This is a genomic window from Kitasatospora sp. NEAU-CNBT7, assembly GCF_057220535.1.
Map to the genome: position 1 here is coordinate 131,308 of NZ_JBXQQB010000018.1, position 26,456 is coordinate 157,763.

Consider the following 26,456-nt stretch of genomic DNA (forward strand, 5'->3'; position numbering starts at 1 on the left):
TTGGGGGTGGGGGCGGTTGGCTGCCGCCTTGGGTTCTGCCGCCGGCCACCGGTCCCTCGCCCGGGCAGTGTCTCAGGCGTCGCAGGCTCGGGCGGTGCCGGCCCGGGCCTCCCGGGGTTCAGGCGTCGGTGCGGCCGAGCCGCCAGGCGGCTCCGGCCAGCGCCAGCGCGGTCCAGCCGAGGAACACCAGCAGGCCGGTGCCGGGCGTCAGGGTGTTCGCGACGTGGTGCAGGGTGAACATCGACTCGCCCGCGTTGCTGGGCAGGTACGGCCCGAGGTGGTCCTGCCAGGCGGTGGGCAGCAGGCTCACCAGGCCGGGGATCAGCATCAGCGAGGCCACCAGCACGGAGATCCCGCCCGCGACCGAGCGCAGCAGCGCGCCCAACGCCGTCCCGATCACGCCCACCAGCCCGAGGTACAGCCCCGCGCCGAGCAGGCTGCGCACCACACCCTGGTCGGAGATGGTCAGCGCCGCCGGGGTGCCGGTGACGATGCGGCTGCCGATCAGGAAGGCGGTGAAGGCGCCGGCGGTGCCGACGGCGAGCGCGACCAGGCCGTAGACGACTGCCTTGGACCACAGCACCGGCAGCCGCTTGGGGACCGCGGCGAGGGTGGAGCGGATCATCCCGGTGGAGTACTCGCCCGCGGTGACCAGGACGCCGAGGACGCCGAGCGCGAGCTGCCCGAAGTTGGTGCCGAACAGGGAGAGCCGGACGGCGCTGGCGGCGGCGAAGTCGTGGTCCATCCGGCCGCCGGAGGTGATCCGGGACTTGTACTGGGCCGAGGCGATCAGGCCGAACGCCACCACGAACAGCAAGGCCAGGCCCAGCGTGATCCAGGTGGAGCGCAGCGACCAGAGCTTGGCCCACTCCGCGCGCAGCACGCGGCGGCCGGTCACCCGGTAGGCCGGACGGGGGCGGCCTTCGGCGGCCGGTCCTGAGGTCTGGATCGGGGCGATGGTGGTCATGCCGCCCTCCCGGGGGTGTCGGGGCCGGTGGTGGTGAGCGGGCCGGTGGCGCTGACCGGGTCGGTGCCGCCGATCGGCTCGACGGTGCCGGTGAGGCCGGGGCCGGTGGTGCCGTGGTACTCGACCGCGTCCCTGGTCAGCTCCATGAACGCCTCCTCCAGGGAGACCTGCCGGGAGCTCAGCTCGAACAGGGCGATGCCGTGCTCGGCGGCCTTGAGGCCGATCTCGCGCGCGGTGACGCCGGTGACCAGCAGTTCCTCGGAGCCGCTGCGGCCGGTGATCCCGACGCCCGGGGCGGCCAGCAGCTCCCGCAGCCGGCCGGGGTCGGAGCTGGCGACCTTCACGGTGTCGCCGCCGGACTGGCGGACCAGCTCCTCGACGGTGGTGTCGGCGAGCAGCCGCCCGCGGCCGACCACGATCAGGTGGTCGGCGACCAGCGCCATCTCGCTCATCAGGTGGGAGGAGACGAAGACCGTGCGGCCCTCGGCGGCCAGGCCGACCAGCAGGTTGCGGATCCACCGCACGCCTTCGGGGTCGAGGCCGTTGACGGGCTCGTCCAGCATGATCGTGGCGGGGTCGCCGAGCAGGGCGGCCGCGATGCCGAGCCGCTGGCCCATGCCGAGCGAGAAGGCCCCGGCGCGCTTCCTGGCCACCGACTGCAGGCCGGTCAGCTCGATCACCTCGTCGACCCGGCGGCGCGGGATGCCGTGGGTGTGGGCCTGGGCCATCAGGTGGTTGAACGCGGTGCGGCCGGGGTGGATGGACTTGGCCTCCAGCAGTGCGCCGACCTCCTGCAGCGGGGCGCTGTGCTGGGCGTAGCGGCGGCCGTTGACGCTGACCGTGCCGTCGGTGGGTGCGTCCAGGCCGACGATCATCCGCATCGTGGTGGACTTGCCCGCGCCGTTGGGGCCCAGGAAGCCGGTCACGGAGCCCGGCTTGACGGTGAAGTCCAGCCGGTCGACCGCCGTCTTCTCGCCGTACCGCTTGGTCAGCTGGTGCGCTTCGATCATCGGTTCTTCCCTCACGCTCGGGCACCGGTCGCCCCGGATCGCCTCGCTGCCCACGCTAGGCGCGACCCGGCCCGCACCCGTGGTACCCAGGGCGGGAAGGGGCCCGGACGGGTGGTACCGCGGTACTACCGGCGCAGTCGGCCCGGCCGGTGAGGCGGCGCGGTCAGCCGCCCGGGGGCACCTCGTCGAGGTGGTGGAAGCCGGGGCGGGGGTGCATCAGGAAGTCGTGGTGCGAAATGTTCCAGGCGTACGCGCCGGCCATCGCGAACAGCACCCGGTCGCCGGCCCGCAGGCCCGGGGCGGGGGCGCGGTGCGCCAGGACGTCCTTGGGGGTGCACAGCTGGCCGGCGAGGGTGGCGCGGCCGGTACGGGCGGCGGGGCGCGGCCACGGGTGCGGCCAGTGCTCGACCGGCAGCACCTCGAACGGCTGGTCGTGGCCGCGGGTGGCCGGGGTGCGCAGGTGGTGGGTGCCGCCGCGGACGACGGCGAAGTCCTCGCCGTGGCTGTGCTTCACGTCCAGCACCTGGGTGGCGTACCAGCCGCAGTAGGCGGTGAGGGCGCGGCCGGGCTCGATCCGCAGGGTGAGGCCCGGGTGGCGGTCGAGCAGTGCGGCCAGGCCGGTGCCGAAGGCGGTCCAGTCGAAGCGGGCGCCGGGGTCGGCGTAGTCGACGGCCATGCCGCCGCCGACGTTGACCTCGTCCAGGGCGAGGCCGTGCCGCCGGGCCAGGCCGGTCGACCAGTCGACGATCTGCCCGGCCAGGGCGGTCTGCCGGTCGGCGGCGAGGCCGCTGGCGAGGTGGGCGTGGATGCCGCGCAGCCGGATCCGGCGCCCGAGCGGGCCGGCGAGCAGCCGGACGCAGTGCTCGACCCGGTCGGGGTCCAGTCCGAAGGGGGTGGGCCGGCCGCCCATCGTCAGGGCGACGGAGTCCAGTGCGCCCTCGTCGAGCGGCAGGTTGGCCCGCAGCAGGACGTCGGCCCCGGTGCCGGGGTGGTCGGCGAGCGCGTCGGCCAGCAGGTGCAGTTCCTGTTCGCTCTCCAGGTGCCAGCGGTGCACCCCGGACCGGACGGCGGCGGCGATCTCGGCGGGTGTCTTGCCGGGTCCGCCGAAGGCCAGCCGCGCGCCCGGCACCGCGGCCGCGACGTGCGCGGCTTCGCCGCCGCTGGCGACCTCGTAGCCGTCGACCGTGCCGCGCAGCGCGGCCAGGACGGGTGGTTCGGGGTTGGCCTTCGCCGCGTAGTACAGCTCGACCCGGGCGGGGAGGGCGGCCCGGACGGCGGTGGCGTGGGCGCGCAGCGCCGCCAGGTCGTACAGGTACGCGGGGAGGTCGTCGGGGGCGAGTGCGGCGGCGAGGCGGCGGACGGGGGCGGTGGCCGTCATCGGGTGCTCCGGGCGGGGGTGCGGGTGGGGTGGCGGTCCTGGCGGTCCGGCAGCCGGGCGGGGCCGGCGCTGCGGGTGGCGGGCCGGGCGGCGCCCGGGGGACCGCCAGCGGGGAGGGCAGCCGGATGTAGCCGGCCTCCCGGTCGGCCTTGCGCTCCCAGCGGGTCAGCAGGTTGGCCTTGGCGGGCAGCGGCACCCCGGCGAGCAGGCCGCGCAGCCTTGGCGGGCAGCCGTGCTCGTCGGCGTGCTCGCGCAGGGTCCGGCGGACGGCGCCCCACAGGGCCGGTTCCAGGGTGGGGTGGAGGTCGGCGAGGGCGGCGAGCAGTTCGGCCACGTGGTTGACCAGCAGGCAGTACACCACCCGGTCCCAGCCGCGCTGCGGGCCGTACGTCATGGGTCCGGCGACCTCCGGCGGCAGGCGTGCCAGCAGGGCGGCGTTCCGGTCGGGGAGGAGTTTGGTGCCCTCGAGGTCGCGGAACAGCACCTGGGCGGGCCGGCCGGCGGCGTCCACGCCGATCAGGACGTTCTGCAGGTGCGGCTCCAGGGCGACGCCGTGGTCGAAGTAGGCGGCCAGCACCGGCGGTACCAGCAGCCGCAGGTAGCCGCGCCACCAGTCGAGGGCCTCCTGCGGGCCGGCCCCGGCGAGCAGCCGCGAGATGTGGGCGGAGCTGGTCGGGTACTCGTCGGCGACGGCGGCGGCCAGCAGCGGGGTGACGCCGGGGCGCAGGGCGCGCTCGACGCCCTCCCGGACGATCAGCCCGAAGCCCTCGTACAGGGCGAGGTCGGGCCGGCCGTCGGCGCCGGGCAGGGCGAGGGTGCGGAAGGCCGGTTCGCGCAGCACGGTGGCGTCCGGGAAGCGCCGGGCCAGGTCGTCGAGGGCGGGGGCGAGCAGCCCGGTCAGGGCGACGGCGCCGGTCAGCTCGTAGGCGGCGTTCTTGCGCAGGCAGTTGGTGATCCGCACGTTCAGGCTGAACTTGAGGAAGGCGCCGGCGCCGTGCAGGGTGCGCACCGACGCGGTGGCGGTGAACGGCTCGCCGCCGGGGCCGAGGTCGACGAGGTCGCCGCGGGCCAGCGCGCGCCGCAGCAGCGGGTGGTCGCGCAGGAGTTCGTACTGCCAGGGGTGGACGGGCAGGGTCCGGTAGCCGTGCGGTGCCGGGCGCAGCCCGTCCAGCAGGTCGGTGGCGGCCCGGTCGAGGCTCTCGCCGGCCAGCAGGCCGGGGCGGACGGCGAGGTGGCGCAGCTGGAAGGCGGCCCGGGACTCGGGGGCGTAGGCCCGCCAGTCGCCGCGTTCGGCGGAGCGGGACTTGGGGGCGGGGTGGAAGCGGTGGCCGAACAGCAGGGCCTGCTCGGACTCCAGGTAGCGGTCGCCCCCCGCGGCGGGGCGGGCGCCGAGGCCGGCCTGGACGCCGCGGTGGCTGGAGGCGAGCTGGTCGAGGAACTCGTCGTTGGGGACGCCGGTGCGCAGGGTCAGCTCGGCGCGGACGTGTTCGGCCAGTTCGCGCCAGCCGAGGGTGCGCCAGCCCTCGGGCCGCTCCTCGAGGACCGGGCCGGTGAAGCGGTGGGCCCCGAGCAGCGAGGCGCGGCGCAGCCTGACCCGCAGGTGGACGCCGCGGCGCGGGAGCCGGATCCGGACGGCGCCGTCGGTGACGTCGCTCTGCTGCTCGGGGGCGGCGACCTCGCGCAGCAGGCAGTTGAGCAGGGTGTGGCAGACCGCCTCCTCGGCGGTGGGCAGCGGCGCGGCGGGCAGTGGTCCGGTGGCCGGTGCGGCGCCGTGGTCGGGCTGGGCGGGCGGGGCGGCCGGGGCCGGCCGGGCGCTGGGTGCGGGGTGCGGCTGGGGCATCAGTGACTCCGACGCTGGCGGGGACGGGGACGGGTGAGGCCGGACAGCGGGCGGACCGGGTGCCGCGGCTGCGGCGGGGCGGAGAAGCTACCCGTCCCCGTGCGCGCGACACCCGCGGTCACGGCCGGCGCCGGTCGGGGCGGCCCGGGAGCAGGTAGTTGGGGCCGCTGGTGTAGTGCTTGTTGATGTCCGCGGCGCCGGAGCGTTCCTTGCTGAGCAGGGTCCCCGCGGTGACCATGGCCTTGACCGGGAGCCGTTCGGCGTCCAGCAGGGCGGCGCGCAGGGGTTCGCCCGCCGGTCCGAGCCGGTTGACGGCGCTCTCCAGGCGGCGGCGCAGCAGGCCGAGGGCGGTGGCCGCCGGGACGCGGCCGTGCGCGGCCAGGCCGAAGGCGAGCGCGCCGGTGCACAGGTGGCCGGTGATGGTGGTGAACAGGTCGGTGAGCGGCCGGTCGGCGTCCCCGAAGATCCGCCGGTGGTCATCGAACTCCTCCGGTTTCGGGGCGAGTTCGCCGAGTGCCGCGGCCATCTTCGGGCCGTTGACCCGCAGGCCGTCGTTGTCCTTGAGGAGCAACCGCAGCCGGGTGCGGCCGTCCGGCCGGTCCAGCACCAGGGAGGTGTTCTGCTGGTGGGACTCCAGGGCGATGCCGTGCGCGAAGAGCGTGGTGTGCCAGTCGAACAGCGCGGTCAGCAGGGCGTCGTAGAGGGCGAGCGGGTCTCCGTCGTAGTAGCGGTCGGCGACGTGGTCGACGACCAGGCGTCCGCCCGGGGCGTCCGCCAGCAGTGCGGCCAGCGGGACCGTCAGGGCGTCCCGGAGGCCGGCCGGGTAGCGCCGCAGCAGGACGGCGAGCAGCTCGTGGCCGCCCTCCGCATAGCTCTGCTCGTCGGCGTGCAGGACGGTGTCCGCGAACCGGGGGTTGCGGGCGAGGACGCTCTCCAGCAGGCGCTGGGCGGCGGCGCCGTCGGGCAGGACGCCGGGTTTGATGGTGCGGCGGTTGCGCAGGCCGAGGGTGGCGGTGGGGAGCGGCAGTTTGAGGTGGTGGGCGGGGTCGCGCACCACGGCCACGGTCCGCATCGACAGGGTGGGGCGGACCTCGAGGTAGGGGCGGGCGGCGAGCCGGGCCCGGCCGTCCAGGCCGGCGGCGTGCAGGGCCTGGTCCAGCGGGCCGTCGGCGGTCAGCGGGTGGACGGGGATGACCACCTCGGGTGCAGTGGACGGCGGCAGGCCGAGCGAGGCGGCGGTGGGCCACCAGGCGGGGAGCGGTGCGAAGGCGTGGAGGTTGGCCGCGGCGGCCGGCAGGGCGAGCCAGCGCAGCAGGAAGGATGGATGGAACTCCGGTGCGTAGCGCATCAGTTCGCGCTCGCCGAGGCCGCTGCGGCCGCGGGCGGTCGGGTACACGGGGTGGTCCAGGTGGGCGGCCAGGGTGTCCTGGGCCAGGGCCGGGCCGAGGCCGGTCCAGCCGGCCGGGGAGGCGCCGTAGCGGGCGGCCAGGTCGGCGTGGACCGTGGGGCGGGCGGCGGCGTGCAGGGCCATGGTGGCGAGGGTCTGCCGGCACTCCTCGGCGAAGGCGCGGTAGCCGTCCCGGTCCCGCGGGTCGGCGAGTTCGCCCAGTGCGTCCACGATGGCCGCGGGCGAGGTCAGTTCGGCCCCGGCGACCCGGAGCAGCGGCAGCCGGGCGGTGTCCTCGCACTGGAAGCCGTCCCGGGTGACGGGCAGCCGGACGGTGACCCCGTCGAGGTCGAGCCGCAGCCAGCGGCCGTCCGTGCGGCGTTCGGGCGTGCTGCGGGTGCGCAGGCCGAGGACGTCCTCGCGCAGCAGCGCCGCAAGGACCCGCAGGGTCAGTTCCTGTTCGACACTCACGGCGCGGTCCCCCAGCGGTCGGCGGCGCCCGGCGCCGCGCCCGTACGGGGCGGGGCGGACGGGTCGGGTCCGGAGCGGCCGAGCGTACCGGGCCGGCCGCGGCGGGCGCGGCGGTGCGGGGCGGTGGGGCTGGGGACGTGCAGGTGCAGCCGCATGGACGCGCCGGGTCCTCTCCGGTCCGAGGTGGGGCAGGGCGGGGCCGCCCGGCCGACGCTCAACACCTGCGAATATTAGGTTAGGCATGCCTAATGAGGTCAAATCCGCCCGGCGCGCCGACGGAATGTCACCGTCACCGCACCGGAACATCCCTGACGGGTCGTTCCGGAGGTTCGATTCGGCTCCGCACCACCGGCCGATTCCACGGGCGGCTCCGAAGTACTTTTCTGACGGTTCGTCAAGACGGGCTACACTCCTCGCGCACGCACGGGAGCGGGAGGGATGTCGGTGACCGAGGTGGCGGTCGGAGCGCGGTGGATCGCGCTCGGCGGAGGACCCGAGGGGTACCTCGCGGTGCCCCGGAAGGGAGCCGCCCGAGGCGCGGTGATGGTGGCCGGCGAACTCTTCGGCGTCAACCGCCACCTGCGGTTGGTGTGCAACCGGCTGGCGGGCGAGGGCTACGCCGTCCTCGCCCCCGACTTCTACTGGCGGGACACCCCGCGCGCCGGTTTCGGGTACGACCAGGAGGGCCGCACCGAGGGCAGCCGGCTGATGACCGGTCTGCGCCGGGAGGAGGTGCTGGCGGACCTGACGGCCGCCCGGCGGGTGGCCGGGGAGTGCGCCGGCACCGGCGGGGTCGCGGTGCTCGGCTTCGGCCTGGGCGGTCACCTCGCGGTGCTCGGCGCCACCGAGCTGCCGTTCGACCTGGTGGTGAGCTACTACGGCGGCTGGCTGCTGGACGGCGGGATCCCGCTCGCCGAGCCGGTCGCCCCGGTCGCCCGGGCGGACCGGATCGCCGGGCGGACCGGCTTCCTGCTCGGCTTCCTCGGCGCCGAGGACCCCGTGGTGCCGCCGCAGGAGTGGCGCCGGGTCGGTGAGCGCCTGGCCGCGGCGGGCGCGGCGTTCGAGCAGATCACCTACGAGGGCGTCGGGCACGGCTTCTTCAACGACGAGCGGCCGGACACCTACCACGAGAAGGCGGCAACGGACTCCTGGCACCGGACCCTGGACGAACTGGCCGCGCGGGTGGCCCGGTAGCCGGCCGCCCGCGGAGCACGGGCCGCCGGCGGGCGTCCTCCCGGGGCCGGCCGCCGTCCGGGTCAGCTCAGCGCGGCCGGTTCGGCGGCCAGGACCGCGCGGGCCTCGCGGACCAGTCCCAGGGCCGCGTGCAGATGGCGGACGACCAGCGGCAGGAAACCGCCCAGGAACCGGTCGGCCAGGGCGAGTTCCTCCGCCGCCCGGCCGAGCGGCGCCGCACAGCCGCCGGTCCACGGGCGCCCGGCGGCGTCCGCCGTGCACTGCCGGGCGGCGTCGGCCAGCAGACCGGCCAGCTCGCCGATGCCGGGGTCGTCCAGCTCGTCCTCGCTCCACGGGGCGAGTTCACGGGCGATCTCGGCCAGCAGTTGATCGCGGCGGTGTTGCCACCAGGTACCTGTCACAACGCCGATCATCCCGCGCCGGACCGCCGCGCACCCGGCAAACGGGATGATCGGCCTCAATCGGCACAGCGTGCCAGTTCGAGGCCGCCGTCGCGCGCCGGACCGGGCGCCGGTCGCACGCCGATCGCGCGCCGGACGCACGCCGGGCGTTGTCCGTCCGGTCGACGGGAGGCCACCCGCCGACCACCCGGCGGCCACGCGTACGCACCAGGGTGAGGCCGCTTCCGACACCGGCCGATCCGACGGAGAATCATGCGACGCACCGCCACCACCGCCGTTACCCTGACCGCCTGTGCGGTACTGTCCGCCGTGGCCGCCGCCCCCGCGCAGGCGGCCGGCCCGGACACCGCGCTCACCACCAAGACCCCGTACCGTCCGCAGCAGTCGCCGCGCGACTACCAGCGCCCGCCGGCCGGCTACTCCCCCGTCTTCACCGAGAACGCCTCCCGGCACGGCTCCCGCGCACTGTCCGACGGCGAGGACGGGGAGCTGCTGCTCGCCCTGTGGCGCCAGGCGCAGACCGAGGGCGCGCTGACCCCGGTCGGCCGTCGCCTCGGCCCGGACGTCCAGGCCCTGCTGGACGCCAACGCCCAGGTCGGCTACGGGCAGTTGACCGGCCGCGGCAAGCGCGAGATCCATGACACCGCGGTGCGGATGGAGCGCCGGCTGCCCGCGCTGTTCGACGCCATCGCGGCCTCCGGCGGCGCCGAGCGGATCGACGTGGTGAGCTCCGGGCAGCAGCGCGCGACCGACAGCGGCGCGGCGTTCACCGGCGGCCTGGTCGCCGCCGAGCCCGGCCTCGCGCCCGCGGTCGGGGCCACCCGTACCGACACCGGCCTGCTGTACTTCCACAAGGCGCCCGCCAACAAGGACTACCGCGACTACGTCGACCACGACCCGCGGCTCGCCGCCACCCTGACGGCGATCCGGGGCCAGGAGCGCACCCACCAGGTCTCCCGCCGGGTGCTGGAGCGGCTGTTCGGCCGCCCGTTCGTCGACCGCGTCGCCGCCGGCGCGTACCGGGGCCTCGGGGTCACCGACGAGGTGGCGGCGGCCGAGGCGCTGTACAGCCTGTGGAGCATCACCCCGAGCCTGGCCGACGAGGGTGACTGGCACTTCGGCCACTACCTCGACGCCGGCGACGCCGCCTGGTTCGGCTACCTCGACGACGCCGAGGAGTTCTACAGCAAGGGACCGGGCTTCGCGGGCGACGACATCACGTACTGGATGGCCGGTGTGCTGCTCGACGACTTCTTCGCCAAGGCCGAGGCGAAGAAGGCGGGTACCAGCGACCTGGGCGCCGAACTGCGGTTCACCCACGCCGAGGAGATCATCCCGCTGGCCGCCCTGATGCAGCTGCCCGACAGCACCCGGCAGGCCGACCCGGCGAAGCCGTACACCTACGCGGACAACCCGTGGCGCGGGGCGACGGTGGCGCCGATGGGCGCCAACATCCAGTGGGACCTGTTCCGCAAGGACGACAAGTTCCTGGTCCGCATGGTCTACAACGAGCGGCAGACCGCCTTCAGGCCCGGGTGCCGCCCGATCGCCAAGGGCAGCTACTTCTACGACCTGGGCGAGCTGGAGCGCTGCTTCGGGCGTACCACCGCACAGCCCGCACCGCAGCCCGCCGGCTGACGCCGGTCCGGCGTACCGGAGCCGGGCGGCCGGCCGGGCGGGAAAATCCGCCCGGCCGGCTCCGCGGTGAAGGTACAGTCGGCGACGCGTCCAGGTGCGCAGACCAGGGTTACTTCCACTGCCCATGGGGAGGTCGCGGGTTCGAATCCCTTGACGTCCTCCAGGCCCTAGGGGGCCTGGATTCCTACCACGGTCGTCTGACCGTCTCGGTGGGTTCCTGCTTCACGGCGCGGTGCCGGGACGAGTCCCGGTCTTACCTGCGCTCCACAGGCGTTTAGCCTGTCCGCCCGTCCGGCGGCCATGATGTTGCGTGCTGCGTTGATGTCGCGGTCGTGGACGGTCCCGCAGTCCCCGCAGGTCCACTCGCGGACCGAGAGGGGCTTGGGGCCGTCCTTGATGCCGCAGGTCGAGCACACCTGAGAGGTGGGCTCGAAGCGGCCGATCCTGCCGAAGTACCGGCCGTGTTTGGCGGCCTTGTACTCCAGCATGGTGACGAACGCCGACCATCCGGCGTCCTGCACGGACTTGGCGAGCCTGGTCCGTCCGAGGCCGGACACCGCGAGGTCTTCCACGTACACCGCTTGGCTCTCGCGGATGATCTTCGTGGATTCCTTGTGGTGCCAGTCCCGGCGGCGGTCGGCCACCTTGGCGTGCTGACGCGCGACCTTCTTGCGGGACTTGGCCCGGTTCTTCGATCCCTTCTCGCAGCGGCTCAGCGCCTTCTGCATGCGCTTGAGCTTCTTCTCGGCGCGGCGTAGGAACTTCGGGGAGTCGACCTTTCGTCCGTCGGAGAGCACCGCGAAGTGGGTGAGTCCGAGGTCGATCCCGGTCTCGGTGTCCAGCTCGGGCAGGATCTCCGGGTCGGTGTCCACGACGAAGCTGGCCCAGTACCGGTCCGAGGCGTCCTTGGTGACGGTGACGCTGGTCGGTGTCGCCGGGAGCGGACGGGACCAGCGGACTTCGAGGTCTCCGACCTTGGCCACGTACAGACGCCCGGAGTCCCGCAGGGAGAACCCGTTGGTGGTGAGCCGGATCGACTGCCGGTTGTCCCGCTTCGACTTGAAGCGCGGCGGTGCGATCTTCGGCCCCTTGCGCTTGCCGGTGACCGAGGAGAAGAAGTTCCGGTAGGCGGTGTGCAGATCACGGAGGGACTGCACGAGCGCCACCGAGGACACATCGCCAAGCCACGCCCGTTCGTCGGTGCGCTTGGCGGCGGTGATGACCTGCTTCTGGAGGTCGTTGTCCTTGATGTACGGCAGCTCCGCCTTGTGGGCCTCTTGGCGGGCGCGGAGCCCGTCGTTGAAGACCACGCGGGCGCACCCGAACGCCTGGGCCAGCGCACGGCGCTGAGAGGCGTCCGGGTAGACCCGGTAGTTGTAGCGGAGCTGCATACGAGTGATCATATCGTTTGGTCTATGAGTGAACTGACAGACTATCGACGCGTTAGGCACGTGGTTACGGCGATGCACGTGCACTTGGTCTTCGTGACGAAGTACCGGCGCGGCGTCTTCACCGACGAGATGCTGACGCGCTGCGAGGAGATCATGCGGGACGTGTGCGTGAGCTTCGAGGCCGAGTTGAAGGAGTTCAACGGCGAGAAGGATCACGTCCACCTGCTGGTGCACTACGCGCCGAAGATGGCCGTGTCCAAGCTGGTGAACAGCCTCAAGGGCGTCTCCGCGCGGTATCTGCGGCAGGAGTACACCGGTGCGATGAACCGGGCGATCATGCACGGCCACCTGTGGTCACCGTCCTACTTCGCCGCGTCCTGCGGCGGCGCACCGCTCAGCATCATCCGCCAGTACATCGAGAACCAGCAGCGGCCCGTCTGACCCTCAGAACGGAGGCGCAGAGAGCTACGACGCTCCGCGCCTCCGGGCCAAGGATGAGCTAACCCCGGCCTGAAGGCCGAGGCTTGCGCTCAAGAGTGTCGGTCACCCCGGTCGGTCCGATCTCTGGGCGCACCCACCTCTGCCGGGCGGGAACCCCGCCCGGCACGGCGTGCCGGTGCCCGTCACCGCCCGGCTGGTCGGTGAGTTGGCGGGCGGTCCGGCCGGGCCGGTCAGCGGCGGCGGCCCGGGGGGACCAGCCGCAGCAGGGTGGTGAGGACCCGGTCGGTGGCGTCCCTGGAGGGTTCGTCGGTGAGCTGGGTGAGCAGCCGGGCGAGCGTGTTGACCAGCGCGGGGCTGGCCATCACCCGGGGGTGCAGCAGCGGGCGGTAGCCGACCCGGCCGAAGATCTGGTCGGCGGCGAGGTTGCCGAGCCGGTAGTAGCGGCCCCAGCGGCGGCGGAGCTCGGCCGGGTACCGGTGCAGGGCCTGCTCCCGGCGCGGGCCCTCGGGCCTGGTCAGGGCGAGGGCGACGGTCTCGGCGGCGATCTCGGCGGCCTCCATGGCCTCGGCGATGCCCTCGCCGCTCCACGGGCTGATCATGCCGCCGCTGTCGCCGACCAGCAGCAGGCCGCGGCCGTACTGCGGATGGCGGTTGAAGCCCATCGGCAGGGCGGCGCTGCGCAGCGGGGAGTCGGCGTTCTCCTCGCGCAGGCCCCACTCCTCGGGCAGCCGGGCCAGCCACCGGTCGAAGGTGGCGCGCAGGTCGACGGTGCCGTGCCGGCGGTGCGGGAGGGCGCCGAGGCCGACGTTGACGCGGCCATCGCCGAGCGGGAAGATCCAGCCGTAGCCGGGCAGGTCGCGGCCGGTGCGGGAGCAGCGCAGGTCGGCCCAGAGTTCGAGGTACTCGTCCTTGGTGCGGGTGGGGCTGAGGTAGTAGCGGCGGGCGGCTGTCGCGATGGACCGGCGCCGGTCGCGGTCGAGGCCCATCGCGAGGGCGGTCCTGGCGGAGGCGCCCTCGGCGGAGATCACCAGCGGCGCCCGGTGGACGGTCGGTTCGCGGTCCGCGCCGGTGACGGCCTCGACGCCGACGATCCGCCCGGCGCGGTCCCGGACGGGGCCGGTGACCTTCACGCCGACCCGCAGCCGGGCGCCGGCCGCCCGGGCGTGCCGGACCAGGATGTCGTCGAAGTCGTGCCGGGTGCGGGTGAGTCCGAAGTCGGGGTAGCGGCCGAGGCCGGGCCAGTCGATGTCGACCTGGTGGCCGCCGCAGATCCAGCGCATCCCGCGGTTGCGCATCCAGCCGGGTTCGTCGAGGTCGATCCCCATCCGGACCAGCTGGTGCACGCCGCGGGGCGTCAGCCCGTCGCCGCAGACCTTCTCGCGCGGGAAGTCGCCCTTCTCCAGCAGCAGGACGTCCACCCCGGCCCGCGCCAGGTGCAGCGCCGCACTGGAGCCCGCGGGCCCGGCGCCCACCACGATGACCTGCGCTTCCTCCCCGGCAGCCATACCATCCTCCCGCGCCGACGGCATCCGCGTCGATTGAACCAAACCCTTCCCGCATCTGCCCCTCGTGACACTCCCTCATCCCCGGTGCGCGGGCCGGGGAGGTCAGGAGGTGACGGCGACGGGGGCGTCCCAGGCGTTGCGGTCGACGGTGAGGGTGGCGCCGCCGTACGTCTCCCGCTGGTCGACCTGGTACTGGTGGGCCCGGTGGTGGCCGGTGAACAGGCCTGCGGCGTACGGGAAGCTGCCGGTGGTGTCGGCGGCGCCGTCGTACTCGGCGTACCAGAGCGACTCCGGCAGGTCGGGCCCGCCCTGGGCGACGGCGGCGGCGACCGCGGCGGCGCCGGAGCCGGCGAAGCCGTAGAACCCGGGCCGGTAGGAGCGCGCGCTCAGCGCCCGGTCGAAGGCCCGGGTGTACGTCAGGACGGCGGCGGCGCAGGCGGTGTCGGCCGCGTCGTAGGCCTCGACGTCGAGGTAGAGGGTGCTGCCGGGCCGCATCCCGAGGGCGGACGCCTTGGCCACGGCGTCCGCGCCGTCGGCCGCGCCGAGCGTCCCGGCGCTCGCCGCGGTGATCTTCTCGGGACTGCTGCCGGTCCGGCAGGGCGGCTGGGCGCCGACGTACAGCGGGATCAGCCGCCAGCCGGACGCGCTGACGGCGCTCACCCAGGCGGGGGTGAGCTGCGGCTGCGCGCAGCCGCGGTTGCGGCCGCCGATGTAGACGGCGGCGGCGCCGTACGGGGACGTGCCGCGCCAGGCGTTCATGGTGCCGAGCGGGGGTGCGGTGCAGGTGTCGAAGGCGAGGCCGGTGAAGGCCGTGCCGGTGGCATTGCCGGCCGGTGACGCGGAGGGTGCGGAGGGTACGGGGTCGCTCGGGCGGGCCGCCGCGGACCCGGAGGCGGACGGGATCGGGGAGGGCGGGGCGGCGGAGTCGGACGGCGAGGCCGGGGCCGCGCCGGGGCGGTCCGCGGGCTCCGCGCAGCCGGCCAGCAGCAGGCCGGCGGTCAGCAGCAGCACGGCAGGGAGCGCGGCTCCGGACCGGCCGGCCCGGGACGGGGCGTGGTGGGGGCCGTCGGCCACGGGGGTCCTCGCAGGTCGGAGCTGGTGCGACGGGCGGTCGCGGGATCAAGGGGCATGCCTATCACCCGTCCGGCGGCCCGGGCCAGTCCACCCCCGGGCGCCGGGCCCTGGCCCCCGGTCAGCGCGGGCGCAGCTGGAAGTCGAACGCGGCCGTGCCCGGGTCGAGGGCGCTGATCCCGCCGTCGACGGTCAGCACGGCGCCGTTGACCAGTCCGGCCGCCGGTGACAGCAGCCAGGCGATCGCCTCGGCGACCTCCTCCGGCTCGCCGGGCCGCCGGACCGGACTGAGCCGGGTGGCCTCCGCGTAGGCCTGCTCGGCGCCGCCGGGCAGCTCGGCCTCGTCGGCGAACCGGGCCATCCGCCGGTCGGCCATCTCGGTCCGCACCCAGCTCGGGCAGACGGTGTTGGCACGCAGCCCCCGGTGGCCGTAGTCGACGGCGAGCGAGCGGCAGAGCTGGAGCAGCGCCGCCTTGGAGGTCGCGTACGCGGCGTTGCCGGGGCCGTTGCGCAGCGCGGACACCGAGGCGACGGCCACCACCGCGCCCCGGGCCGCCAGCAGGTGCGGCAGTGCGGCCCGCAGCAGCAGGAACGGGCCGGTGACATTGGTCCGCATGACGGTCTCCCAGTCCTCCGGGGAGAGGTCGCCGACGGCGCCGCCGCGCCCGGTGCCGGCGTTGACCACGAGTCCGTCGAGCCGCCCGAAGGCGGCGAGTGTCGCGTCGACCAGCGACCGGATGCCGTCCGGGTCGGTGGTGTCGGACGGGTGGGCGAGGGCGCCGGTCTCCTCGGCGATGAGCCGCAGCGGTTCCGGCCGCCGGCCCGAGACGACCACCTGGTGCCCGCCGGCCCGCAACAGCCTGGCGGTGGCGGCGCCGATTCCGGTGCCGCCTCCGGTGACGATGACAACGCGCTGGTCCGCCATGGGGGTTCGGGCCTCCGTCCGGGTGACTGTCAGTCAGATGATCATAGTGCCGCGCCGACCTGCTGTGCCGTCGGCGGCCGTACGGCGGTTCCGGGCCGGTACGCTGCCGGGCGGTGGGCGCCGCGCGGGCCGCCCGGAGAGGCCGGTGTGCGGTGGGCGGGCGGCGGTACGTGGCACGGGGTGTCCCGGGCGGGTACCGGATCTGGGACAACAAGGTGCGCCGCTGGTGGGGTGACCACTACGAGCTGTGCCCCGACGCCCTGGTGGCGGAGCTGAACGGCGCGGGCGACCCGGCCACGCTCACGGCGCTGCTCAAGCGGTACCGCGCGCTGAAACGGTGACCCGGCACCGACCGTGACCCGCGCCCCGCGTCCCGCGGACCGCCCCGGGCGTGTCGCGGGGCCGGACCGGCCCGCGGTGGTGCACCGTCGGGTGTCGTGACGACGACTGCGCAGCGACCGCTCCCGGCCCCGGCCCGGGGAATGGTACGGATCCCGGGGGGCTCGTTCCTGATGGGATCCGATGCCTTCTACCCGGAGGAACGGCCGGTGCACCCGGTGGTGGTGGACGGCTTCTGGATGGACGAACACCCCGTCACCGTGGCCGCCTTCCGCCGTTTCGTGCGCGCGACCGGCTACCTGACCGTGGCCGAGCGCCCGGTCGACCCCGCCGACTACCCCGGCGCCGACCCGGCCGGGCTCGTCCCCGGGGCGCTGGTCTTCCGGATGACCTCCGGGCCGGTCGACCTCGACGACTGGCGCCGGTGGTGGAGTTACACCCCGGGCGCGTCCTGGCACCGCCCGTACGGCGCGGGCAGTCCCCGCAACGGGCGCGACCGGCACCCGGTCACCCAGGTCGCCTTCGAGGACGCCCTGGCCTTCGCCGCCTGGGCGGGCAAGGAGCTGCCGACCGAGGCGGAGTGGGAGTTCGCCGCCCGGGGCGGTCTCGCCTCGGCGGTCTTCCCGTGGGGTGATGAGTTCACGCCGAAGGGCCGCCGGATGGCCAACACCTGGCACGGCCGGTTCCCCTGGGAGTACCGGCCCGCCGGGAAGGCCGGCCCCGCCCCGGGCACCACCCCGGTGGGCGGCTACCCGCCCAACGGCTACGGCCTGCACGACATGGCGGGCAACGTCTGGGAGTGGACCCGCGACCACTACACCGTCCGCCATCCCGACCCGGCGCCCTCGGCCTGCTGCGCCCCGCGCAACCCCCGGGTCGACACCCCGCCGCCGGACCCCGCCGGGCCGGCGCCGGAGCGGTTCCCCCGGCGGGTGGTCAAGGGCGGCTCGCACCTGTGCGCGCCCACCTACTGCCTGCGCTACCGGCCGGCGGCCCGTCAGGGGCAGACCGAGGACACCGCCACCTGCCACCTCGGGTTCCGCTGCGTGGTGCGCTGAACCGCCCGCCGCCGCGCGCCGCCGCCGGGGGTCCGTTCACCCGATCGGCCACGCGTGCCGCCCGGCGCACCGCCGGATGCCGGTACCAGCATGGCGGTCAGGAGCCCGCACCGATCCGTGGTGCGGGCGTACCGGTGGAAGGCGGGACCCGTGCCTCCGACGTTTCGCGGAGTGGTGAACCTCGACGTCCGTGACTCCGTGCCGGACTGGTCGGCGTACGAGCAACCGAAGGCCCCCGAGGGGGCACCGAACGTCGTGTACATCGTCCTGGACGACGTCGGCTTCGGTGCGCTGAGCAGTTACGGCGGCCCGATCGACACCCCCCACATCGACCGGCTGGCGCAGAGCGGTCTGCGCTACTCCCAGTGGCACACCACCGCGCTGTGCTCCCCGACCCGTTCCGCGCTGCTGACCGGACGCAACCACACCACCAACGGCATGGCCTGCATCAGCGAGGCCGCGATCGGGTTCCCGAACGCCAACAGCCACATCCCGCCGCAGTGCGCGACCATCGCCGAGGTGCTGGTCGAGCACGGCTACAGCACGGCCATCACCGGCAAGTGGCACCTGTGCCCGGAGGACGAGATGAACCTCGCCTCCACCCGCCGCAACTGGCCCACCGGGCGCGGCTTCGAGCGGTTCTACGGCTTCCTCGGCGCCGAGACCAGCCAGTGGTACCCCGACCTGGTCCACGACAACCACCCGGTCGAGCAGCCCGCCACCCCCGAGCAGGGCTACCACTTCGGCGTCGACATCACCGACAAGGCGATCCAGTACATCGACGACGTCAAGGCGCTCGCCCCCGAGCGCCCGGTCTTCCTCTATTACGCGCCGGGCTGCGCGCACGCCCCGCACCAGGCGCCGCGCGAGTGGATCGACCGCTACCGGGGCCGGTTCGACGCGGGTTACGAGGCCATGCGGGAGCAGATCCTGGCCCGTCAGAAGGAGCTGGGCCTGGTCCCGGCCGACACCGAGCTGCCGCCGCTCAACCCGATCGGCAGCCCCTACACCCGCAGCGGCCCGAACGGCGAGCCGTTCCCCGCCCTGGACTACACCCGGCCCTGGGCCGAGCTCAACGACGACGAACGCCGCCTGTTCGCCCGGATGGCCGAGGTGTACGCGGGTTTCGTCTCCCACTGCGACGACCAGATCGGCCGCCTGCTGGCCTACCTCGACGACATCGGCCAGTTCGACAACACCGTCTTCGTCGTGGTCTCCGACAACGGCGCCTCCGGCGAGGGCGGCCCGAACGGCTCGGTCAACGAGAACAAGTTCTTCAACAACGTCGAGGACGACCTCGCCGAGAACCTGGCCATGATCGACAAGCTCGGCGGGGTGGAGGCCTACAACCACTACCCCAACGGCTGGGCGATGGCCTTCAACACGCCGTTCAAGATGTGGAAGCGGTACTCGTTCAACGGCGGCACCTGCGACCCGTGCATCATCGCCTGGCCGGCCGGAATCGCCTCCCGCGGCGAGGTCCGCACCCAGTACCACCACGCCATCGACATCGTCCCCACGGTGCTGGACTGCATCGGCCTGGAGCTGCCGGAGACGGTGAAGGGGTACACCCAGATCCCGTTCCAGGGCGTCAGCATGCGCTACAGCTTCGACGCCCCGGGCGTGCCCACCACCCGGTCCACGCAGTTCTACTTCCATGCTCGGCACCCGCGGCATCTGGCACCAGGGCTGGAAGGCCGTCACCACCCACCCGGCGATCAGCGGCTGGAGCCGGTTCGACGAGGACACCTGGGAGCTCTACCACACCGACGTGGACCGCTCGGAGCTGTACGACCTCGCCGAGCAGGAGCCGGCCCGGCTGAACCGGCTGATCGGCCTGTGGTTCTACGAGGCCGGCGTCAACCAGGCGTTCCCGCTGGACGACCGGTCCGCCCTGGAGATCCTCTCCACCCCGCGGCCGCAGCTGACCCCGCCGCGCGGCCGCTACGTGTACCGGCCCGGCGGCTCCGAGGTCCCCGAGAGCCTCGCGGTCAACATCCGCAACCGCTCCTACAGCATCGGCGCGCTGGTCGACCTCCCCGGCCCGGGGGCCTCGGGCGTGCTGTTCGCCCACGGCGGCCGGTTCGGCGGCCACGCGCTGTACGTCAAGGACGACCGGCTCCACTACGTCTACAACTTCCTCGGCAGCGAGGAGCAGCACGTCACCGCTTCCGAGGAGCTGCCCACCGGGACCAAGGTGATCCTCGCCGCCTCCTTCGACAAGGACGGCGAGGTGACCCCCGGGGTCGCCACCGGCGTCCTGAGTCTCTACCACGGTGAGCGGAAGGTCGGCGAGGGCCGGATCAGGACCCAGCCGGGCCGGTTCACCCTCGCCGGGGAGGGGCTCACCGTCGGCCGCGACAGCGGCGAGGCCGTCACCTCCGACTACCCCTCGCCCGCCCCCTGCACCTTCACCGGCGGCACCCTGCACCGCGTCGCCGTCGACGTCACCGGCGAGCCCTACGTCGACCTGGTGGCCGAGGCCGAGGCCATGCTCGCCCGGGAGTAGGGCCGCCCGGCCCGGGGGCGGTCACCCGCCCCCGGCGCCCGTCGCGGCGAAGGTCCGGCGCAGGTGGGCGGTGAGGGGCTCCGGGCGGGCGGGGTGGAAGCGGCCGCCGAGGTACCCGTCGGGGCGGATGACGAAGGCCTCGCCGTCGCGGGGCGCGTAGGCGGCCCGGAAGGCGCCCACGGTGTCCTCGGCCTGCGGCAGCAGCAGCCCGTCCGGCCGGGCGTCCGCCGTCAGGACGTAGACGTCGAGCAGGCCGTGCGCGGCAGTGGTGGCCGCGGCGGCGCAGGCGTGCAGGGCGTCGGCGGCGGTGCCGGGACCGGCGTACAGCAGCAGCGTGTGGTGCGGGCCGCGCAGCAGGTCGAACAGGCGCAGCGGGAAGGCGGCGAGGTCCCGGGTGAGCCCGGTGCAGTCCGGGGCGCGGTCCCCGGGCGCCGGGCCGCCGGGGAGGCCGCCGGGCGGGGCCGGGTCGACCAGGGGGCTGCCGGGGTAGCCGACCAGCAGCTGCGCCTCGCGCAGCAGGACGGTGGTGAAGTCCTCGGGGTCGGCGTCGACGCCGTCCCTGGCGTGCCGGACGGTGCGGCCGACGACCTCCTCCCCCACCGGGTGCCGCTCGGCGTGGTAGCTCTCCAGCAGGTCCTCCGCGCCGACGCCGGCGATCACCAGGGCGAGCTTCCAGGCCAGGTTGTAGGCGTCCTGGACGCCGGTGTTCATGCCCTGGGCGCCGGTGGGCGGGTGGATGTGGGCGGCGTCCCCGGCGACGAACAGCCGGCCCGTGCGGTAGCGGTCGACCAGCCGGTGGCTGATCCGGAACGTCGACGACCAGCGCAGGCGGGAGGCGGTGGTGGGGGTGGGGGAGAGCCGGTCGAGGACGGCCTGGATGTGCCGCAGTTCCGGGACCTTGCCGACGTCGAGGCCGTGGGTGACGCCGTCCGGGCCGTCGGCGCCGCCGGCGAGCTCGGGCGGGACCGTCATCGACATCCGGTACCGGCGGTGGCCGGGGAGCGGGATGCAGACCAGGATGTCGTCCACCCGGCCGTCGCCGTCGCGGTGGCTCGACCGGATGCCGTACCCGGCGGGCAGGTCCCAGTCGACCTCCACGTCGCCGAGCATGTACTGCTCCGGGAACGCGTCGCCCTCGAAGCTCAGGCCGGCCGCGCGCCGCACCCGGCTGTGCGCGCCGTCGCACCCGATCACGTAGCGGGCACGGAGCTGCTCGGTGCCGTCGGGGGTGCTGAGGGTGGCCCTGACCAGGTCCTCGTCCTGCTCGGCCGAGAGCAGCTCGGTGCCGCGCTCCACGCTGGTGCCGTAGCCCGCGAGGTGCTCGGCGAGCAGCCGCTCGGTGGTGTACTGCGGCAGCGCGGCGAAGCGGTACGGGATCTCCGGCGGCAGCGCCAGCTCGACCCGCGGGCCGGGGCTGCCGTTCTCGAAGAGCAGCTGGCCGAGCATCGGGACGGCCTCGTCCAGCGCCGCCCGCGACATCCCCATGGCCTCCCACAGCTCGAGGGTCCTGGGCTGGACGCCGACGGCCTTGGCGTACAGCTGGGGGGCGGGCAGCCGGTCGATGATCCGGCAGTCGACGCCGCGGCGCCGTAACTCGGCCGCCGCCGTCAGCCCGACCGGACCCGCTCCGACCACCAGGACGTCGACCTCGGCCATGACCCGCCTCCCTGCCGTCCGCGGGCGGCCCCCGGGGGCCGCCCCACCGTTCCAGGCTGCCCCGACCGGGCACCGGCCCGCCACTCGCGCCGTCGGCCCGGACCGGCGGCGGGGACGGGACGCGGTGCCGCCGAACCGCCCGGCGGCCCCCGGCGCGTCCTGCCGCCGGCCGGGCCGGGCGCCCTGGTTGACTGCCGGTCAGAGGCGGTACGTACACCGCCGGTTCGCGAGGAGGGCACCGTGGATCGTCGCCGCTTCCTGTCCGTCGGGATCCTGGGCCCGGCCGCGCTGGTCGCCGGCGCGGGACCGGGCCCGGCGGCGGCCCCGGCGGCCGGGCGGCGCGGGTTCGGCTTCGCGGCCGACGGCAGCGGGTTCCTGCTCGACGGCGCGCCGTTCCAGATCCGCAGCGGGGAGATGCACCCCGCCCGCATCCCGGTCGAGTACTGGCGCCACCGGATTCGGACGGCCCGCGCGATGGGCCTGAACACCATCGCCCTGTACGTCATGTGGAACCAGCTGGAGGAGTCCCCCGGCGTCTTCGACCTGCGCACCGACCGGCGCGACGTCGAAGGCTTCATCGACCTGTGCCGGCAGGAGGAGATGCGGGTGCTGCTGCGCCCGGGCCCGTACATCTGCGGCGAGTGGGACCTCGGCGGTCTGCCGCCGTACCTGCTGCGGGACCCGGACATCCGGCTGCGGGTCGGCTCCGCGGACGACCCCCGGTACCTGGCGGCCGTGACCCGGTACGTCGCCGCGCTGGCGCCGCGGATCGCGCCGCTGCTGGCTTCCAACGGCGGTCCGGTGCTGATGGTGCAGCTGGAGAACGAGTACGCGTCCGTCGGCAGCGGCTCCGGCTACCTGGAGGAGCTGCGCAGGCTGTGGCTCGACCACGGCGTCGACGGGCCGTTCTACACCGAGGACGTGCTCGCCCAGGCCGAGACCGCCCGGACCGTGGTCGGCGGCGGCGCGATCGGGCTCAGCGGCGGTGACCCGGCCGCCATCGCCGCCGCCCGCCGGGCGTTCCCCGGTGTGCCCGCGCTGGCCGGCGAGGTCTACCCGGGCTGGCTGACCCACTGGGGCGACGACACCTTCCAGGGGAGGGGCAACGACATCGCGGCCACCCTGCGCGGCTGCATGGAGCAGGGCCTGTCGTTCAACATCTACATGGTGCACGGCGGCACCAACTTCGGTTTCACCGCCGGGGCCAACGCCGACGACCAGGGCGGCGGCTACCGCGCCGACATCACCAGCTACGACTACGGCGCCCCGATCACCGAGCAGGGCGTGCCCACCGCCCGGTACGCCGCGTACCGCGCGGTGATCGCCGAACACCTGGCCGTCCCGCCGCCGCAGCCGCCGCCGGCCGTGCCCACCCTGACCGGCGGTGACGTGCCCGCGCTGCTGCCGCAGCCGTACGCCTCGCTCTGGGACAACCTGCCGGCCCCGCTGCCCGCCGAGCCGGGCGCCGCCCCCCGGCCGATGGAGGCGTACGGCCAGAACACCGGCTTCGTCCTGTACAGCAGGCAGCTGCCCGGTCTGCGCGGCGGGCGGCTCGCCGCCGGGCGGGTGCACGACTACGCGACCGTCTGCCTGGACGGCCGGTACCTGGGCGCCTTCGCCCGGCAGGCGCTGCCCGCGGCCGTCACCGACGCGCTGGGCATCGCCGCCGACGGCCCGCCGCCCTCCCTGGACCTGGGCCCGGTGGACGGTACGGCCGCGGGCGCCCCGGGCCCGCGGCTGGACCTGCTGGTGGAGGGCATGGGCCGGACCAACACCGGTCCGGCGCTGGCCGACCGCAAGGGCCTGCTCGGCCCGGTGACCCTGCGGGACGCCGGTCCGCTCACCGGGGAGCTGACGGACTGGCGGACCACGCTGCTGCCGATGGACGGGGCGTTCGTCGCCGCGCTCGTCCCGGGGGTGGGCGATCAGCGGCGGCCCGGCATCTTCTTCCGGACCACGTTCGAGCTGACCCGGCTCGGCGACACCTACCTCGACCTGTCGGGCTGGACCAAGGGCGTGGTCTGGGTCAACGGCCGCAACCTCGGCCGCTACTGGCAGATCGGCCCGCAGCAGCGCCTGTACTGCCCGGCGCCCTGGCTGCGGGCGGGCACCAACGAGCTGCTGCTGTTCGACCTGCACCAGCTCCGGCCCCGGCCGGTCACCCTGCACGCGGCCCTGACCGACGAAGCCTGACCGACGAAGCCTGACCGACGAAGCCTGACCGACGATCCCCGACCGACACGCCCCGCCGGCCGAGCCGTCCCGACGCGACCGCCCGTACGAAGGAGTCCGCCATGCACCGCCGCCTGCGCACGCCGAAGCTGCTCGCCGCCGCCCTGGTGCTGGCCGCCGCGGCCGGGCTGCTCGTCCCGGCCCCCGGCGCGGCCGCGCTGGACAACGGCACCGCCCGCACCCCGCCGATGGGCTGGGACTCGTGGAACTCCTACGGCTGCGCCGTCGACGAACAGCTGATCCGGGACTCCGCCGACGCCCTGGCCGCCTCCGGTCTGCGCGCGGCCGGGTACCGGTACGTCGTGCTCGACGACTGCTGGATGGCCCCGGAACGCGACCCGGCCGGCCGGCTGGTCGCCGACCCCGTCCGGTTCCCGGGCGGGATCAAGGCGCTGGCGGACCACGTGCACGCGCTGGGCCTGCGCTTCGGCCTGTACCAGGTGCCGACCGAGCGGACCTGCGCGCAGCGCGGCGGCGTGCTGCCCGGCGCGACCGGCAGCCGCGGGCACGAGCGGCAGGACGCGGCCACGTTCGCCGAGTGGGGCGTGGACTACCTCAAGTACGACTGGTGCTCCCCGGAGGGGACGCTCGCCGACCAGGTCGCCGCGTTCACCCTGATGCGCGACGCACTGCGGGACACCGGCCGCCCGGTCGTCTACAGCATCAACCCGAACAGCTACCACCCCGACAAGAACGGCACCCGGTACGACTGGTCGCCGGTCGCCAACCTGTGGCGCACCACCGAGGACATCACCGCGGCCTGGGCCACCCGCGCCGATCCGGCCGACGGGAGCGCGCAGGGCGTCCTGGAGATCGCCGGGGTCAATGTCCACCTGGCCGGACGGGCCGGTCCCGGGCACTGGAACGACCCGGACATGCTGGAGGTCGGCGTCGGCGGCCTGAGCGACGACGAGGCCCGCACCCACCTCGCGCTGTGGGCCCAGATGGCGGCGCCGCTGATCGCCGGGAACCGGCTCACCGCGATGCCCGCCCGGGTCAGGGACCTGCTCGCCGATCCCGGGGTGATCGCCGTCGACCAGGACCCGCTGGGCGCCCAGGGCACCGTGATCGACGACGGGGACGGCCGGCTGGTCGTCAGCAGGCCGCTGGCGGACGGCGGCCGTTCGGTCTCCCTCACCAACACCGGCGACGGCCCTGCCGTGCTCACCACCACCGCCGCCGCGGCGGGTCTGCCGGACGCGGACGACCTCACCGTGACCGACCTGTGGACCGGCCGCACCGCGACCGTCGCCGGCCCGTCCGTCCCGTTCGGCGCCGAGGTGCCCGCCCACGGCACGGCGCTCTACCGGCTCGAGCCGCGCGCGGCGGCGGACGGCCGGGTCAGCGCTGGCGGGCGAGGTCGCCGGTGAAGCCGTCGACCTCCAGGTGCAGGCTGCCGTCGGTGTTGCGGGTGTAGACCTGCGGGGAGGGGTTGGCGACGCAGCCGCTCAGACCGGTGGTCGGCGAGGTCTTCAGCACCAGGCGGGCGGCGTCGACGGAGACCAGCAGGGCGCTGCTGTCGCAGTAGCCCGTGCCGGGGCCGGTGTTGTTGTGGATGCTGCCGACCAGGTCGCCCTTGCCGCCCTGGCCGATGGTGATCCGGAACTCGGCCCGGCCGGGGTGCGCCGGGGTGCCGAGGTTGCCCGACCAGGTGCCCAGGTAGCCGTCCGGCACCAGGCCGGTGGCGGCCTGGCCCGCCGGGGTGGCACCCTGCTCGGCGGCCGGGGTCTGGGCGCCGTGGCCGGTGGCACTGCCGCCGCCGGTGGCCGTCACCTGGTTGCGGTGCTTGCCGCCGCCGGCCACCCCCGTCCCCTGGGTGAACCAGAACGCCAGCCCCGCCGCCAGCACCACCGCCGCGGCGGCGGCGACCAGCACCGGGCCGCGCGGCCCCGGGGCCGCCCCCGTCGGGCCGGTGGGAGCCGCGGTCGGCAGCTGGGTCGGTGTCGGCGTGTGCGCCGGTGCCGCTGTGTGCGTCGGCGTGGGTACGTGCGTGGGCACCGGTACGTGCGCCGGCATCGGCAGCGGAGGCCCGAACCGACCGGTGGGGCTGCCCGGGCCGGGCGCCGGCCCGGCGGCGGCCTCGGTGTCCAGGTCCAGCAGTTCGACCGCCAGCCGCGCCACCGAGCCGGCCACCGCGGGCGGCAGCCAGTCCCCGCCCGGCCCGGTCGGGGTACCGGCGGCGAGCCGCTCGCGCAGCTGCTCCGGCGTCGGCCGGTCGGCCGGGTCCTTGGCCAGGCAGGCCGCGATCAGGTCACGCAGGCCGTGGTCGGCCTCCCCGAGCCGCCGCAGGTCGGGGTCCTCGTGCACGACCCGGTAGAGCAGGACGGGGGCGCTGGCGCCCTCGCCGAACGGCGAGCTCGCGCTCGCGGCGAAGGCGAGCACCGCGCCGAGCGAGAAGACGTCGCTGGCCGGTCCGACCGGCCGACCCTGGGCCTGCTCGGGCGAGAGGTAGCCGGGCGAGCCGATCACGAAACCGGACCGGGTCAGCGAGGTGGCCGCGTCCAGCGAACGGGCGATGCCGAAGTCGATCAGGCGCGGTCCGTCCAGCGCCAGCAGGACGTTGGACGGCTTGACGTCCCGGTGCACCAGCCCGACCGCGTGTACGGCGGTCAGCGCCTCGGCCAGCCCCGCACCGAGCACCCGCACCGCGTCCGCGGGCAACGGTCCGAACTCCCGTACGGCGGAGGTCAGCGAGGGCCCGGCAACGTAGCCGGTCGCGACCCACGGCTGCGGCCCCTCGGTGTCGGCGTCCAGCACGGGGGCCGTCCATCGGCCGCCGACCTGCCGGGCGGCGAGGACTTCCTGACGGAACCTCACCCGGAACTCGTGGTCCGCGGCGAACTCGCCGCGCACGGTCTTCACCGCCACCGTCCGGCCGCCCGCGGTACGGCCGAGGTAGACCTCGCCCATGCCGCCCGCCCCGAGGCGCCGCAGCAGCCGGAAGTCGCCTATTCGCCGGGGATCCGCCCCACCCAGTGCCTCCATGCCCGCACTGTACGGCACTCGATCATCGCCGGGCGGCGGGCACTCCTCCTGACGGACC

General features: G+C 74.9%; 20 protein-coding genes and 2 pseudogenes. 9 read left to right on the forward strand and 13 right to left on the reverse strand.

The genetic code is table 11. The features are described from left to right. Positions 1-118: 118 nt before the first annotated feature. The 6 genes and pseudogenes from AC2TEW_RS23315 to AC2TEW_RS23340 all read right to left on the reverse strand — a co-directional run bounded on the left by AC2TEW_RS23315 (position 119) and on the right by AC2TEW_RS23340 (position 7,208). The gene (locus AC2TEW_RS23315; RefSeq protein ID WP_484625279.1) at positions 119-967 is read right to left on the reverse strand and encodes an ABC transporter permease; all 849 of its coding nucleotides are present in this window, start codon (positions 965-967) and stop codon (positions 119-121) included. After that, entirely contained in the window at positions 964-1,977 is a 1,014-nt protein-coding gene (locus tag AC2TEW_RS23320; RefSeq protein WP_484625280.1) for an ABC transporter ATP-binding protein, read from the reverse strand. Before AC2TEW_RS23320 ends, AC2TEW_RS23315 begins: the two co-directional genes overlap by 4 nt. Before the next feature lie 163 nt (positions 1,978-2,140). Further along, positions 2,141-3,355, reverse strand: coding sequence for a type III PLP-dependent enzyme (locus tag AC2TEW_RS23325; RefSeq protein WP_484625281.1), 1,215 nt, complete (start codon positions 3,353-3,355; stop codon positions 2,141-2,143). A gap of 103 nt (positions 3,356-3,458) precedes the next feature. Continuing rightward, positions 3,459-5,195, reverse strand: a pseudogene (locus tag AC2TEW_RS23330) (IucA/IucC family protein); the annotation flags it as partial. Between the two features lie 118 nt (positions 5,196-5,313). Continuing rightward, a complete protein-coding gene (locus AC2TEW_RS23335; protein ID WP_484625282.1) occupies positions 5,314-7,053 on the reverse strand; it encodes an IucA/IucC family protein in 1,740 nt (579 codons plus the stop codon). After that, the gene (locus tag AC2TEW_RS23340; protein WP_484625283.1) at positions 7,050-7,208 is read right to left on the reverse strand and encodes a hypothetical protein; all 159 of its coding nucleotides are present in this window, start codon (positions 7,206-7,208) and stop codon (positions 7,050-7,052) included. The genes AC2TEW_RS23335 and AC2TEW_RS23340 overlap by 4 nt, the downstream gene beginning before the upstream one ends. Positions 7,209-7,491: 283 nt before the next feature. Here AC2TEW_RS23340 and AC2TEW_RS23345 point away from each other — a divergent pair, with 283 nt between their 5' ends. Further along, positions 7,492-8,247, forward strand: coding sequence for a dienelactone hydrolase family protein (locus AC2TEW_RS23345; RefSeq protein ID WP_484625284.1), 756 nt, complete (start codon positions 7,492-7,494; stop codon positions 8,245-8,247). Between the two features lie 62 nt (positions 8,248-8,309). Here AC2TEW_RS23345 and AC2TEW_RS23350 read toward each other — a convergent pair whose 3' ends face one another. Then, positions 8,310-8,648 carry a hypothetical protein gene (locus tag AC2TEW_RS23350; RefSeq protein WP_484625285.1) on the reverse strand — a complete coding sequence of 113 codons (339 nt, stop codon included), beginning with the start codon at positions 8,646-8,648 and terminating at the stop codon, positions 8,310-8,312. Between the two features lie 252 nt (positions 8,649-8,900). On the opposite strand from AC2TEW_RS23350, the gene AC2TEW_RS23355 reads away from it, so the two are divergent. After that, positions 8,901-10,286 (forward strand): histidine-type phosphatase, encoded by a 1,386-nt coding sequence (locus AC2TEW_RS23355; RefSeq protein WP_484625286.1) that lies wholly within the window; start codon positions 8,901-8,903, stop codon positions 10,284-10,286. Between the two features lie 167 nt (positions 10,287-10,453). On the opposite strand, the gene AC2TEW_RS23360 is transcribed toward AC2TEW_RS23355, so the two are convergent. Beyond that, on the reverse strand, positions 10,454-11,677 hold the full coding sequence (locus AC2TEW_RS23360; RefSeq protein ID WP_484625287.1) for an RNA-guided endonuclease InsQ/TnpB family protein: 1,224 nt from the start codon (positions 11,675-11,677) through the stop codon (positions 10,454-10,456). 24 nt (positions 11,678-11,701) lie between these two features. Between AC2TEW_RS23360 and tnpA the strand changes: the two genes are divergently transcribed. Beyond that, complete coding sequence (gene tnpA, locus AC2TEW_RS23365; RefSeq protein ID WP_484625288.1) at positions 11,702-12,118, forward strand: IS200/IS605 family transposase; 417 nt, start codon at positions 11,702-11,704, stop codon at positions 12,116-12,118. 230 nt (positions 12,119-12,348) lie between these two features. Here the strand turns inward: tnpA and AC2TEW_RS23370 are convergent, their stop codons facing one another. The 3 genes from AC2TEW_RS23370 to AC2TEW_RS23380 all read right to left on the reverse strand — a co-directional run bounded on the left by AC2TEW_RS23370 (position 12,349) and on the right by AC2TEW_RS23380 (position 15,619). Continuing rightward, the gene (locus tag AC2TEW_RS23370) at positions 12,349-13,623 is read right to left on the reverse strand and encodes a geranylgeranyl reductase family protein (RefSeq protein WP_498041432.1); all 1,275 of its coding nucleotides are present in this window, start codon (positions 13,621-13,623) and stop codon (positions 12,349-12,351) included. A gap of 102 nt (positions 13,624-13,725) precedes the next feature. Beyond that, positions 13,726-14,697 carry a glycoside hydrolase domain-containing protein gene (locus AC2TEW_RS23375; RefSeq protein WP_484625290.1) on the reverse strand — a complete coding sequence of 324 codons (972 nt, stop codon included), beginning with the start codon at positions 14,695-14,697 and terminating at the stop codon, positions 13,726-13,728. A 118-nt stretch (positions 14,698-14,815) separates the two neighbouring features. Beyond that, on the reverse strand, positions 14,816-15,619 hold the full coding sequence (locus AC2TEW_RS23380; protein ID WP_484625291.1) for an SDR family NAD(P)-dependent oxidoreductase: 804 nt from the start codon (positions 15,617-15,619) through the stop codon (positions 14,816-14,818). 152 nt (positions 15,620-15,771) lie between these two features. Here AC2TEW_RS23380 and AC2TEW_RS23385 point away from each other — a divergent pair, with 152 nt between their 5' ends. The 4 genes and pseudogenes from AC2TEW_RS23385 to AC2TEW_RS23400 all read left to right on the forward strand — a co-directional run bounded on the left by AC2TEW_RS23385 (position 15,772) and on the right by AC2TEW_RS23400 (position 19,525). Further along, complete coding sequence (locus tag AC2TEW_RS23385) at positions 15,772-15,960, forward strand: hypothetical protein (RefSeq protein ID WP_484625313.1); 189 nt, start codon at positions 15,772-15,774, stop codon at positions 15,958-15,960. Between the two features lie 141 nt (positions 15,961-16,101). Continuing rightward, the gene (locus AC2TEW_RS23390) at positions 16,102-17,016 is read left to right on the forward strand and encodes a formylglycine-generating enzyme family protein (RefSeq protein WP_484625314.1); all 915 of its coding nucleotides are present in this window, start codon (positions 16,102-16,104) and stop codon (positions 17,014-17,016) included. 90 nt (positions 17,017-17,106) lie between these two features. Then, positions 17,107-18,495: pseudogene (locus AC2TEW_RS23395) on the forward strand (arylsulfatase); the annotation flags it as partial. Positions 18,496-18,673: 178 nt separating this feature from the next. After that, the gene (locus AC2TEW_RS23400; protein WP_484625315.1) at positions 18,674-19,525 is read left to right on the forward strand and encodes a hypothetical protein; all 852 of its coding nucleotides are present in this window, start codon (positions 18,674-18,676) and stop codon (positions 19,523-19,525) included. Positions 19,526-19,546: 21 nt separating this feature from the next. On the opposite strand, the gene AC2TEW_RS23405 is transcribed toward AC2TEW_RS23400, so the two are convergent. Beyond that, positions 19,547-21,181, reverse strand: coding sequence for an FAD-dependent monooxygenase (locus AC2TEW_RS23405; RefSeq protein ID WP_484625292.1), 1,635 nt, complete (start codon positions 21,179-21,181; stop codon positions 19,547-19,549). 240 nt (positions 21,182-21,421) lie between these two features. Between AC2TEW_RS23405 and AC2TEW_RS23410 the strand changes: the two genes are divergently transcribed. Both AC2TEW_RS23410 and AC2TEW_RS23415 read left to right on the forward strand, forming a co-directional pair. Next, positions 21,422-23,374 (forward strand): beta-galactosidase, encoded by a 1,953-nt coding sequence (locus tag AC2TEW_RS23410; RefSeq protein ID WP_484625293.1) that lies wholly within the window; start codon positions 21,422-21,424, stop codon positions 23,372-23,374. A 101-nt stretch (positions 23,375-23,475) separates the two neighbouring features. Next, on the forward strand, positions 23,476-24,783 hold the full coding sequence (locus AC2TEW_RS23415; protein WP_484625294.1) for a glycoside hydrolase family 27 protein: 1,308 nt from the start codon (positions 23,476-23,478) through the stop codon (positions 24,781-24,783). On the opposite strand, the gene AC2TEW_RS23420 is transcribed toward AC2TEW_RS23415, so the two are convergent. Then, positions 24,755-26,398, reverse strand: a complete 1,644-nt coding sequence (locus AC2TEW_RS23420; RefSeq protein ID WP_484625295.1) for a serine/threonine-protein kinase — start codon at positions 26,396-26,398, stop codon at positions 24,755-24,757. The two genes, AC2TEW_RS23415 and AC2TEW_RS23420, sit on opposite strands and share 29 nt — an antisense overlap. Positions 26,399-26,456 lie beyond the last annotated feature (58 nt).